The organism is Arthrobacter sp. TJ-270 (genome assembly GCF_058269075.1).
Map to the genome: position 1 here is coordinate 47,241 of NZ_JBZCNB010000012.1, position 11,119 is coordinate 58,359.

An 11,119-nucleotide genomic window follows, 5' to 3' on the forward strand; every position below is an offset into this window, starting at 1 on the left:
GGGACGCCGACGGCGGAGATTCCGCCGTCGGTCAGTTGCGGGCGGAATTATTCTCGATCGCAGTCTGCAGGATCGGCGCGAGACGTCGGACGCCCTCCTCGATGTCCTCCGGAGAAACCGCGCTGAAAGCCAGACGCAGCTTGTTTGACGGTTCGTCCGAGGGCGTGAACGCGGCTCCGGGGATGAAGACGACGCCGGCATCAATGGCCTGGTAGAGCAGCGGGTACGTGTCCACGCCCTCCGGCAGGGTGACCCAGATGAAGAAGCCGCCGTCCGGTGTGGTCCAGGAGGCGCCCTCCGGCAGGTGCTCGGCTAGGGCTTTCAGCATGGTGTCGCACCGCTCGCTGTAGAGGGAGCGTGTGTTGGAGAGGTGCCCCTGCCAGTCGTAATCGCTCAGGTACGCGGACACCAGCATCTGCGTCAGCGGCGACGGGCACAGCACCACCGCTTCGCACGCCAGATAGAACCGGCGATGCAGGTGCCGTGGAACAAGCGCCCAGCCAAGGCGGACGCCGGGAGCGAAGATTTTCGAGAATGAGCCGAGGTAGATGACGTCGTTCGGGTTGTCGGCCCGCATCGGCGGCAGGGGGTGCCCGTCAAAGCGGAGCAGACCGTACGGATTGTCCTCGAGGATCAGGATGTTGTTGGCGCGGCAGATATCGACAACACGCTGTCGCCGGTCCGCGGCCATGGTTATGCCGCTCGGGTTGTTGAAGCTGGGGATGGTGTAGAGCAGCTTGATGCGGCGACCCTCCGTGAGCAGGTCCGCGATGCACTGCTCGAGTCTTTCCGGCACGAGACCCTGCTCATCCATCTCGATGGCCTGCACGTCCACCTGGTAAGCCTCAAAGGTATTTAGGGCGCCTACATACGTCGGGTCTTCACACAGGATCACGTCGCCGGGGTCGCAGAAGACTTTCGCAGCGACGTCCTGCGCGGACTGCGAGCCGGTGGTTACAACGATGTCTGCCGGATCCGCATCGGTGATTCCTTCGGCGGCCATCACCTCGCAGATCTGGCGGCGGAGCTGTTCCATGCCCTGGCCGCCGCCGTACTGCAGCGCCTCCAGGCCATGCTCGGAAATGAGTCGCTCAGCGGTCTTCCCCAACTCCTCCAGCGGAAGCGACTTCAGGTACGGGCTCCCACCTGCCAGCGAGACGAGTCCGGGCCGGATGGAGATGTCGAAGACGTCCCGGACGGCGGACTGTTTGATGTTCGCGGCCCGCTCGGAGAACAGATCCTCGTGTCGGTGGGCCGACTCCGCAGCCCGTTCGAGGGCTACCTCGGTTTCGGCGGGCAGCAGCGTCGAGTTCAGTTCATCCTGAGAGGTCACGCGTCGAGTCTAGAGGACACGTTCACCGATAGACAACAGAAGTTGTCTATATCCACCCTGCCTGGCACGCTTTGATGCCCGCCTGGAAACGACTGTCCGCGTGCAGGGCCTCGAGCATCCAGGCGATGTGGCGCCGGCAGGTGCGCACATTGATGTCCAGGCGCCGGGCGATGACCTCGTCGGAGTAACCGTCCGCGAGGCACTTGAGGATGGCCCGCTGGGTGCTGTTGAGGGGGGAGGGTTTCGGCTCGTCAATGAGGAAGGGCTCGCTGAGCTCCCAGGCGAACTCAAACAGCTGGGTGAAGATGTGGATCAGGTGAGGATCCCGGACTACCAGCGCCGCCTTGTCGTCGTGCTTGAGCTGACGGGCCACCAGTGCGAGTTTCCGGTCGAAGATCAGCATGCGGAGCGGGACACGTGGCAGCGCACCGAACTGCCCGCCTCCGGCCGTGATCGCCGCGACCGCCTTGCGCGTTGGAACGTGGTCGCGTGTGCTGACATCGTAGAGCGTCTTGCGCTCAACGCCCTGGCTGAGCAGCTCCAGATCCTTCCGGACGTTCTCCTCCTGAACATCCGCCGTCGATCCCTGGCCGGGCTGGGCAATCAGCACCTTCTCGCTGACGTCCCTCCCGTAATCGATGAGCACCCGATGGATGAGATGCGGGTCTTCCAGGGTCTCTATCGAGGAGCTGGTGATAACACCTTTTCGAGCTTCCAGGTAGGTCGGCACTAGGGTGGACAGTTCCCGTCGTCGGGCGCTGATCCTTGACCGGAGGTCCTGCACCGCCCGCTCATCTGCATCGACGAGATCGGCCAGCGCCACGTCGGGAGAAACGGCAACATATGCGTCCGGAGAGGCCCCCTGCTCGCTCAGCAGCCGGCGTTCCACGAGTACTTCCATCGCCGAGTCAATCTCCCGTAGGGTGTAGCCAAGCGCCTCCGAGGCCTGCGGTTTGGTCCATCCCGGGTGGCCGACAGCATAGCGGTATAGCTCAATGGACATACCGTCGAGCATCCGGATTCCCTTTCCTGCTGGCTGCGTTCTCATGGGTAGCCTACAGACCCGCCGTCGGGGTCCTGCTTTCGGCGTCCGCGCTGGTCGCCGCAAAGCCCGAAAATGACGCCGAAAAACATGACATGCCAGCTTAATGACATCGCTGCCGCGCCTGTGCGATTTCCGTTCCCAAGACCCTCAAATCAGCGGAGTACAAGGCATGCAGGCCTGACACCAGGGACCTGTGAAGGGTCCACAGGAGTCTGGATGTCCGCATCAGGTCATGTCCTAAAGAGGGCCTCGTCTCAGCTGGACACGCCTTGAGAGCCACGCACATGCTGGATTTACCGGCTCGACGGCGAGCGGGACAGCGTCACATGCAACCTGACGGAAGGGAACGTCCAGTGAAGAAGATCATCGGCGCAGCCGCAGGCCTCCTTGTCGCAGCAGCAGCTCTCGCACCGGCCACCCCGGCAGTTGGAGCAGCAAGCTGGGATTGGCCAAAGACCGTGACCGCGAGCTGGGACTGGCCGAAATAAGACCAGTTGCATAGCGTTTCAGGCCTTTATCGCTGAAGCTGGAACGCCCAAAGACTCGCCCCAGCGGGGGTAACCATTAGCCCGAAGGAGGATGCCATGAGTCAGCTGACAGCAGTTCGAACCGCCTCACGAACAGCACTCAGCGCTCAATGGTGGCATCTCTCCACTCATGCAGGCGGTTTCGATGTAGCGGACGGCATCATCGCAGACCTGGTTACCCCGCTGGCGGCGCAGGCTCAAGTACTACGAGCCGGAAGATGGTTCTACACGCGAAGTGTAGAACCATCTGCTGTTCAGGTGCGTCTGCACATCCTGGCGCAGCCCGCAACCATCGAAGGGCTGCGGACGGCGCATCAGTTGCTGCTGAAGCGCAACCCCGACACGTTGGCCGCACTGCCCTCCCGCCAGTCCATTTCCACGCCGGCCACCAGCGGGTACTACCTGCGCGGTGTCGAAGACGCCGACCCTCAGCTCGAAGCCGAGCTGTACAAGTACGGCGGAGTCGAGGGCCTTGAATTGGCAGAAGAAGTATTCGAGCTTTCCTCCGAGTTGGCGGCATGGGGAACGCAGCGTTTCTCAAAGATGCACAGCCGGTCCGCGTTTGCCGCGCTGGTCCTCTTCGACTCTGCACGGAGCATGATGAGAGGCTCCCGTTCCGCGAGTTGGGCTGATCGGCGGCGGATCTCCTGGAACTATTACTGGGACAGCCATCTCAGGACCTGCACCCCTGATCTCGGCCCACGAGGCCCCGCAGTCCGGGAAGCGATTATTAACCAGGTGAACGCGAAAGTACCCGCTTTCCAAAGCCTGATGGCTGCAACGGCTGCCGAATCAGCGGTACACAACTGGCGGCGCCGGTGGTTCCGTGCGGTGGACGCCTACCTTTACCGCGCAGACAAGGCACGCGTAAGCCGAAGCGCCCAGCACCTGACCGTGCACCAGGCCCATATGACTTTGAACCGCCTTGGTTTCAGCCGCCGCGAGGAAGCCGTCCTCGGCTTGTACGCCCGCACGTGGAGCGCAGACCGTGAACGCGTCCTGTTCAACCGGAATTGACTACGTCCTGCTCGATCGTCCACCTAAGACGAGAAAGGAAAGTGCAGTATGGCCTACAACGAAGACGTCATCCTCGCCGCTGACACACACGACTTGAGCGAAGCATTGGGATGTTCGCCCGACACCGTGGAGAATCTTCGCGGAATGGGAGTGATCGCCTCCCAGGGAGAGCTCTGGGAAGTCGGAGCCGCGCGGGACTACCTTCGCGACGCCGCCTGGGCCGATAGCCTCTGGCACTGAATCAACCCAACAGAAACCGCCGGGACACTGAACGCAAAAGCCCGGGCCCTCATGAGTCCGGGCTTTTCAGTGCGGGGGCTTTATGCTGCGGCGCCCACAGCGACGCCCTCCAGTGACTTCACGATGGACCGAAGCTGCTCAACCACTTCCTCGTCATCCTTGGGGTGTACGTCCGCGAAGCGTGTGATCGAGCTGGGGATGGACAGCTTCGCGTCCTCAAGGACACGGGCGCCCGCCACCGTGAGAGAGCGGCGTGCGTCGTCGTGGGCCCACACCCCGCCGTACTGACCGAATGCTGAGCCGATTACCGCGGCGGGCTTCCCGCTGATGGCCCCCGCGCCGAAGGGACGTGACAGCCAGTCGATGGCGTTCTTCAGGACGGCCGGCATGGTTCCGTTGTACTCCGGGGAAACCACCAGCACCGCGTCGGCGTCCTGGGCCGCTGCCCGCAGCGCGGCGCCGGCCGGGTGCCTGTCGGCGTCATTGTCGTTGTCTTCGTTGTAGTACGGGATGTCGGCGAGTTGGTCGAACTGGACCACGTTTACGCCCTCGGACGCACGCAGCGCGAAGGCTTCAGCAAGTTGTTGATTGATGGAACCTTCGCGGAGACTTCCAACGAGCGTGAGAACAGTGAACTTCGCCATAAATTACTCCTCGGGGCGCTGTGGCGCAGGCGCGCCGATCAAGCTTTACAGGAGTTAAAACTCTCTCTTGGAATCCGCTATTCCGGCGCCGGCTGTGACATGCACGACGCCGGCCTGTATCTCACCGCTCCAAGGACCCGTAAGGGCCTACGTGGCGTCCAGGGCCCCGCCGTCCCGGAGGCGACTGATCAGGGAACCGAGCTCCATCCGGAGAGTGGTGCTTTTCTCCGCGAAAAGCTCGTCCTCGAGGGCGCGCGCCTCGGCAAGGGCTTTGATGCCCGTATCGGTGATCGAGTGGACGTCTTCCTCCGCCTCCACGAACCCCAACTCGGTCAGGTTGTTGATCGAGGTTTCACTGACGGACCCGGAGAGGAGGCACTGTGCGGCGATCTCCGACACGGTAGCTTCCCCCAGTTCTGCAAGGCCGCTCAGTACGGACAGGTCGAGGGGGGTCAGCCCGAGTTCGGCCAACTGCGAGTGCAAGTGCTGCTGCACGAAGTGGGCCGCTGTGGTGAGCATGAGGCGCGTCGAGTGCGTGTCTACTGTCACGCCGTCGGCTTGACCGATTTCAGCTCCACCGGAAGAGACCGGCGAAGCGGGCACGTCAGCGCTGAAGTCTGGGGTGGATTGAGGGCTGAGGTCCTGGGCAGTGGCCATTGAGGTCCCTTGGGTACGAGGAATTCCGCGGCCACTGCTTGACCGAGGATTGATCATAGTATGGCTTCGCGAAGTCGTAAACTCCGTTGTCTTCGTCCTTCGGCTGGTGCCGAAGAGGAGTTGCGGCCCTAGGGTTGGGTCATGGAGAAAATCAGGACTGCCCTCATCGGATTCGGCTTGGGCGGAAGGGTTTTCCACGCCCCTTTTATCAGCACCAATGGCCGGTATTCACTCGATGTCGTCGTGACGTCCAACGAGGACCGTATCGCCCAGGTGGAGACCCAGTACCCCGAAGCCCGGATTCTCCGCACCGTCGACGAGCTGTGGCAGCAGCTCGATCAGCTGGATCTCGTGGTGGTGAGTACGCCTCCCGCCACTCACGCACCGCTGGCGGAGCGGGCGCTCAGGGGAGCCACCGCCGTCGTTGTTGATAAGCCGTTCGTGGTGGATTCAGCAGACGGCGAGCGGCTCATTGACCTCGCCCGGGAGGAAGGGCAGCTGTTGACCGCCTTCCAGAACAGGCGCTGGGACGGCGACTTCCTGACCGTTCGGAAGCTGCTCGAGGAGGGCCGGCTCGGGACGGTTCGGCGGTTCGAATCCCGGATGGAAACGTACAAACCGCTGGTCACCAAGCCGTGGAAGGCCAGGAGCGGGGCCGAAGAGGGCGGCGGGATTCTCTACGACCTCGGCCCCCACCTGATCGACCAGGCGCTGCAGCTCTTCGGCGACGCGGAACTCATGCACGTGGAGCGCGCGGCCCATCGGGAAGTCGAAGGGCCCGACGACGACGTCTTCCTAGCCCTTCGGCACTCCTCGGGCGTAATCAGTCACCTCTGGATGAACGCCCTCGCGCCGCAGGCGGCACCGCGGTTCCGGGTCACCGGTTCGGAGTCGGCGTACACCAAGTGGGGAGTGGACGTGCAGGAGGGCGCAGTCGATGCTGGGATGCTGCCCACCGATCCCGGTTACGGCGTCGAAGACAAGCTGGCGTGGGGACTGCTCGGGTTCGATCATGAAGCCACACGCCAGCCCACCGAGAACGGCAACTACCCGGCGTTCTACGAGGTTCTTGCAACGGCGCTGCAGGACGGTGGTCCTGTTCCGGTCGATCCGGCGGACAGCCTGCGCGCCCACCGGATCATCGAGGCCGCGTACACCTTCTAGACGAGCTGGCGCCAGTCTTCGGTGAGGTCAAGGCCATGGGCCTCGGACACCGAATGGTGCGCCACCGCGCCGTCGGCAATATTGAGCCCGTGCGAGAGCGCAGGAATTGCCTCGAAGGCACCGCGGACTCCCTTGTCCGCCAGCGCTATGGCGTAGGGGAGGGTCACGTTGGTCAGCGCGTAGGTCGACGTGTTCGGAACGGCCCCGGGCATGTTGCCCACGCAGTAGAACAGCGACTGGTGGACGGTGAACGTGGGGTCCTCGTGGGTGGTCACGTGCGAGTCCTCGAAGCACCCACCCTGATCCACCGCAATATCCACGAGCACACTGCCAGGCTTCATCCGCGAAACCATGTCGTTGGTGACCAGCTTCGGCGCCTTGGCACCCGGGATGAGGACCGAGCCGATGACCAGATCGGCGTCCAGCACAGCGCGCTCGATCTCGAAGGCGTTGGACGCGATCGTCCTGATCCGGCCCGCGTACTGGGCGTCGAGTTCGCGCAGGCGTGCGATGTTGATGTCCATGACGGTGACGTCCGCGCCGGTTCCCACGGCCATCGCCGTAGCATTTGTGCCGGCAACACCGGCTCCGAGGACAACCACCCGTGCCGGACGGACGCCCGGCACGCCGCCCAAGAGGAGTCCGGGACCTCCGGCCGGCGCTGTCATGACCTGTGCTCCCACCTGGACGGAGAGGCGCCCGGCCACCTCGGACATGGGCGCCAGCAGGGGCAGCGCCCGGCCGTCCTGGACGGTCTCATAGGCAATCGCCGTGACGCCGGATTCCATCAGCGCATGCGTCAGCTTCGGTTCAGCCGCGAGGTGCAGGTAGGTGAAGAGGACGAGGCACTGCCGGAAGCGGTGGTATTCCTCGGCAATCGGCTCCTTGACCTTCATGACCATGTCGGCGCGCGCCCAGACGTCATCGGCGTCGTCGACGATCTCCGCGCCCGCGGCGACGTACTCATCATCGGTGATGTTCGATCCGACGCCGGCTGACCGCTGCACCAGGACCGTGTGACCGTGGGTGCGGAACTCGTGCACGCCCGAGGCCGTAATGGCTACGCGAAACTCGTTGTTCTTCACTTCTTTGGGGACGCCGATGATCACGGGATTCTCCGTTTACTCTCAGGTTGAGTTAGGGGTCGAGCAGGGAGTTTGTGGCTCCGCAATTACAGGATACGAGCGCTTCTGCCGCGCGGACAGGGCGCAGATCTACCCGCCCGCGCAGGGATGAACGACGACGTCGGGTACTGGCGTTGTTGCTTCTGCGCCATTCTGGGCACTGGAGCGGATCAGGGGCGAAAGTGACCTGGGCGACTAACATGAAGTCGCTCGGTATTCCAGTCGACATTTGTCGAGTTGTGGAGCGCCAAGTGTCGTCGCCGCGGTCCTAGGATGAGTTGGTGCAGACAACGCAGGTGGAGCTCGAGGTGGAGCGGATAGCCGTTCGGCTCGGACGCGGGCTCTCCCTCGAGGACCTCGACGGTGTGCTCCTCGCCTACAGCAGCCACCAGTCGTCCGCTGACCGCGTTCGCGTCAACTTCCTGTTGAGCAAGAAGGTCCCTGCGGACGTCAGCGCCTGGCAGCTGCAGCACGGCATTACGACGGCGGTGCGTCCGGTGTCGGTCCCCGCGAACCCTGACCTCGGGATGCTTGGGCGGGTGTGCGTTCCACTGCTGGTTCGCGGCTTCCGCGTCGGGTATCTGTGGGTACAGCAGGATGCCGGCGAAGACACCGCTGCGCACATCCTCGAGCAGCTGCCCGGAGTACGGGAGGACGTCGACCGGCTCGCCGCGCTGCTGCTGGAGGACAATACGGCAGGCTCCGAGCACCGCACGCGCAGGGAGAGGGTCTTTCTGGCGGCGATCTCCGGAGACGGCCGTGCACTGGAGGAGTGCGCGGGGTGGCCGGAACTGGACGGCACCTCACCATGGCAACTTACGGTGCTGGTCGATCGTCCGTCGGGCCCACGGTGGGCATCTCCGGATTCGGAGGATGCCACCCTGGCCCGGCGCACCGCAGCCCTGCAGTCCACGGTGGGCGCCGACGTCGTCGTCTTCAGTGCCGGTGAGGCATCGCACTCAGTCCTTCTGGTACGTCACGACGCCGGTCTGGCTGAGCTGGCGACGGTCCGGCGTCGTTATGGCGAGCGGCTGGTGGCAGTCACGGGAGCCGGGAACACCGACCTCACCAGCGGTGCCAGCGAGCCCTTCGGCGCCCCGGATGGTCTGGCGGGTGCATACGTGCAGGCGCGGTCCGCGGCGCAGGCAGCCGCCGTGGACCCACAATTCGGTGACGCCGTTGACTACCGCTCGATCGGGGCGTACCAGTTCCTGGCGGGCGGCGGCTGGCAGGCGTCTTCACCGCGTTCGGTGTACTTCGCGGAGCTGGAGGACCACGACCGCAACAATGAGCTCCTGCCCGTACTGGAGCTGCTGTTCGACAAGAACGGTTCGGTGCAGGATGTGGCGCAGCAACTTCACCTGCACCGCAGCAGTGTCTACAACCGGCTTGCTCGGGTGCGCACGGTGATCGGCGTTGATCCGCTGAGCGGGCCCGTCCGTCTGGAATTGCACCTGGCGCTCAAGGCGCGGCGGTGGTCACGGCGTCCCCGCATCTGACTTCTTCTGGGAGGCCAGCCAGGCGTCGATCGCGTCCCGCCTGATGCGCCGGTGCGTTCCCCGGTACTCGACCGGGATTACGCCGGCGTCGGTCAGGTTCCTCAGATAGGTGTGGGAAATGCCGGCCGCTTCAGCAGCCTGCGAGGTGGTCAGCGTTTCCGCAACGGAGGAGACGGTCACGGAGTCTCCCGATGCCAGACGCTGCAGAAGATCGACGACGGCGTCCCGTGCCTCAGTGGGAAGCTTCACCGCGGTGCCGTCAACGAAGACGGTGACGTCGCGGTTCTCCGTCAGCGCCCGCGAAAGCGACCGGCGCTGCGCGTCGGAGAGTGCCGGGGCGGTGCGTGCGCGGGCTCGAATCATAAACCTTATTCTGCCAATGGCTTTGCTTATCATCACAAAACGCTTCCGTAATTAGCGCACAAAAGGTATCGTAATAACTCTCCCCTACTAAGCGAGCTTAGTGGTCATCAGCCATGACAACTTGCAGTTGGACGGTGAATGAACAATGACGATTATCGACCCAGACCGTCGAAGTACCTCGCTGGCCTCGACCGGGCAGCTAGTGGATCGGGATAGCGCGTTGCCCTGGTGCGATGGCTGCCGAACCGACGAGTTCCTGATTTATGAGGATTTTGTTCCTGCGCGAGTCTCCTCGGAAGGGCGGGATCTGCTTCCCGCCAGTGTCAGCTATTCCTGCTCTATGTGCGGCTCGTTCAACGGGCACCAGGTCCCACCGATGTGGAGCCCTCCGCACTGGTTCTGGTACAGCTGAGCACTTTCGCCAAGTTTACGAAAGCCCCTCGTCTGCGGGGGGCTTTCGCGTGCACGGAGCCGCTTCTCGCAACCACGCGGGTTAGCCGCGTCCGATGAAGGGCATGCCGCTGGCCGTCATCACGACAGTGCCGATGCCGGCCGATGCAGGCAGCTGTGCCATATGCAGAATCGTGCGAGCTGCCTCCTCAACGGGGAACGTGGGCTCAACCCGCCGGGTGCCGTCCGCCTGCAGCGCTCCGTCGCCGACGCCCAGCGTGCTCATGAGCGCCGTGTGGGTGTTGCCGATGTCGATCTGCCCGCACGTGATGCCATAGGCGCGGCCGTCGAGTTCGATCGACTTGGTGAGTCCCGTGATCGCGTGCTTGGTCGCGGTGTACGCCACCGACCGGGGACGCGGAGTATGCGCCGCGATTGAGCCGTTGTTGATGATCCGGCCGCCCTGCGGGTCCTGCTCCTTCATGGCGCGGAAAGCCTCCGCCGCACACAGGAACGAGCCGGTGAGGTTGGTTGACACCGTGGACGTCCAGTCCTCCACGCTGATTTCGTCAACGGCTCCGGCGGGACCGTAGGTGCCGGCGTTGTTGAACAGCAGGTCGACCCGGCCCCAGTGTTCGCGAACCTGGCTGAAGAGGTGAGCAACGTCGTCGGGCCGGCTGATGTCGGCGGGGACAATCTGGGCAAGCTCCCGCCCTCGCGCGGTCTCTTCGAGGGGGTCGCGGCGGCGTCCGGTCAACGTGACGGCCCATCCCGCCTCGAGGAAGGCGTGCGTTACCGCCCGCCCAATGCCGGAACCGGCGCCGGTGACGACGGCGATACGTGGAGGGCGGTGTGACGGCTTGTCCATGATTCCCATCTTTGCAGGCATTGACCCTATAGTAATGGAATTATAGTTCCGTAATGCGAAAGTCAACCTTTGGGTTGAACACATCACGGACGTCGACCAAATGCCGCATCGTGAGGGCGCGATGCCGGAGACATTGAATCGAGCGGGCAGTCCCGCGCAGCGAAAGAGGGTTTGGCATGGTTGCTGATCAGGGGATTGTGGGTTCGGGTACCGGTGGGGACACGGATCCGGAGGAAACGGCTGAGTGG

The 11,119-nt window shown here is 63.8% G+C and carries 12 protein-coding genes; 5 read left to right on the top strand and 7 right to left on the bottom strand.

Features of this window, described 5'->3' with window-relative positions; all coding sequences use genetic code 11:
- Positions 1–31 precede the first annotated feature (31 nt).
- Together AC4D2M_RS16470 and AC4D2M_RS16475 are read right to left on the bottom strand one after the other, a co-directional pair.
- Positions 32–1,333, bottom strand: coding sequence for an aminotransferase-like domain-containing protein (locus AC4D2M_RS16470; RefSeq protein ID WP_490892977.1), 1,302 nt, complete (start codon positions 1,331–1,333; stop codon positions 32–34).
- A gap of 46 nt (positions 1,334–1,379) precedes the next feature.
- Positions 1,380–2,381, bottom strand: coding sequence for a LuxR C-terminal-related transcriptional regulator (locus tag AC4D2M_RS16475; RefSeq protein WP_490892978.1), 1,002 nt, complete (start codon positions 2,379–2,381; stop codon positions 1,380–1,382).
- 350 nt (positions 2,382–2,731) lie between these two features.
- Here AC4D2M_RS16475 and AC4D2M_RS16480 point away from each other — a divergent pair, with 350 nt between their 5' ends.
- The 3 genes from AC4D2M_RS16480 to AC4D2M_RS16490 all read left to right on the top strand — a co-directional run bounded on the left by AC4D2M_RS16480 (position 2,732) and on the right by AC4D2M_RS16490 (position 4,162).
- Complete coding sequence (locus AC4D2M_RS16480) at positions 2,732–2,866, top strand: hypothetical protein (protein WP_275450934.1); 135 nt, start codon at positions 2,732–2,734, stop codon at positions 2,864–2,866.
- 96 nt (positions 2,867–2,962) lie between these two features.
- Positions 2,963–3,922, top strand: coding sequence for a lantibiotic dehydratase C-terminal domain-containing protein (locus AC4D2M_RS16485; protein WP_490892979.1), 960 nt, complete (start codon positions 2,963–2,965; stop codon positions 3,920–3,922).
- A 48-nt stretch (positions 3,923–3,970) separates the two neighbouring features.
- Positions 3,971–4,162 carry a hypothetical protein gene (locus AC4D2M_RS16490; protein WP_490892980.1) on the top strand — a complete coding sequence of 64 codons (192 nt, stop codon included), beginning with the start codon at positions 3,971–3,973 and terminating at the stop codon, positions 4,160–4,162.
- A gap of 80 nt (positions 4,163–4,242) precedes the next feature.
- Here AC4D2M_RS16490 and AC4D2M_RS16495 read toward each other — a convergent pair whose 3' ends face one another.
- Both AC4D2M_RS16495 and AC4D2M_RS16500 read right to left on the bottom strand, forming a co-directional pair.
- Positions 4,243–4,806, bottom strand: a complete 564-nt coding sequence (locus AC4D2M_RS16495) for an NADPH-dependent FMN reductase (RefSeq protein WP_490892981.1) — start codon at positions 4,804–4,806, stop codon at positions 4,243–4,245.
- Positions 4,807–4,953: 147 nt separating this feature from the next.
- On the bottom strand, positions 4,954–5,463 hold the full coding sequence (locus AC4D2M_RS16500) for a MarR family winged helix-turn-helix transcriptional regulator (RefSeq protein ID WP_490892982.1): 510 nt from the start codon (positions 5,461–5,463) through the stop codon (positions 4,954–4,956).
- Between the two features lie 141 nt (positions 5,464–5,604).
- Here AC4D2M_RS16500 and AC4D2M_RS16505 point away from each other — a divergent pair, with 141 nt between their 5' ends.
- Positions 5,605–6,627: a Gfo/Idh/MocA family protein gene (locus AC4D2M_RS16505; protein ID WP_490892983.1), complete on the top strand. Its 1,023-nt coding sequence runs from the start codon at positions 5,605–5,607 to the stop codon at positions 6,625–6,627.
- Here AC4D2M_RS16505 and ald read toward each other — a convergent pair.
- Complete coding sequence (gene ald, locus AC4D2M_RS16510) at positions 6,624–7,736, bottom strand: alanine dehydrogenase (protein ID WP_490892984.1); 1,113 nt, start codon at positions 7,734–7,736, stop codon at positions 6,624–6,626. The genes AC4D2M_RS16505 and ald overlap by 4 nt on opposite strands.
- Before the next feature lie 296 nt (positions 7,737–8,032).
- Between ald and AC4D2M_RS16515 the strand changes: the two genes are divergently transcribed.
- On the top strand, positions 8,033–9,250 hold the full coding sequence (locus AC4D2M_RS16515; protein WP_490892985.1) for a PucR family transcriptional regulator: 1,218 nt from the start codon (positions 8,033–8,035) through the stop codon (positions 9,248–9,250).
- Here the strand turns inward: AC4D2M_RS16515 and AC4D2M_RS16520 are convergent.
- Positions 9,230–9,613, bottom strand: a complete 384-nt coding sequence (locus AC4D2M_RS16520; protein WP_490892986.1) for a helix-turn-helix domain-containing protein — start codon at positions 9,611–9,613, stop codon at positions 9,230–9,232. The two genes, AC4D2M_RS16515 and AC4D2M_RS16520, sit on opposite strands and share 21 nt — an antisense overlap.
- 493 nt (positions 9,614–10,106) lie before the next feature.
- Positions 10,107–10,892, bottom strand: coding sequence for an SDR family oxidoreductase (locus tag AC4D2M_RS16525; protein ID WP_490892987.1), 786 nt, complete (start codon positions 10,890–10,892; stop codon positions 10,107–10,109).
- Positions 10,893–11,119 lie beyond the last annotated feature (227 nt).

What these genes read in the sequence shown, in the direction of transcription:
- AC4D2M_RS16475 (WP_490892978.1), bottom strand. Translation starts at nt 2,381, where the DNA reads ATGAGAACGCAGCCAGCAGGAAAGGGAATCCGGATGCTCGACGGTATG.
- AC4D2M_RS16495 (WP_490892981.1), bottom strand. Translation starts at nt 4,806, where the DNA reads ATGGCGAAGTTCACTGTTCTCACGCTCGTTGGAAGTCTCCGCGAAGGT.
- AC4D2M_RS16485 (WP_490892979.1), top strand. Translation starts at nt 2,963, where the DNA reads ATGAGTCAGCTGACAGCAGTTCGAACCGCCTCACGAACAGCACTCAGC.
- AC4D2M_RS16505 (WP_490892983.1), top strand. Translation starts at nt 5,605, where the DNA reads ATGGAGAAAATCAGGACTGCCCTCATCGGATTCGGCTTGGGCGGAAGG.
- AC4D2M_RS16490 (WP_490892980.1), top strand. Translation starts at nt 3,971, where the DNA reads ATGGCCTACAACGAAGACGTCATCCTCGCCGCTGACACACACGACTTG.
- AC4D2M_RS16500 (WP_490892982.1), bottom strand. Translation starts at nt 5,463, where the DNA reads ATGGCCACTGCCCAGGACCTCAGCCCTCAATCCACCCCAGACTTCAGC.
- AC4D2M_RS16520 (WP_490892986.1), bottom strand. Translation starts at nt 9,613, where the DNA reads ATGATTCGAGCCCGCGCACGCACCGCCCCGGCACTCTCCGACGCGCAG.
- AC4D2M_RS16525 (WP_490892987.1), bottom strand. Translation starts at nt 10,892, where the DNA reads ATGCCTGCAAAGATGGGAATCATGGACAAGCCGTCACACCGCCCTCCA.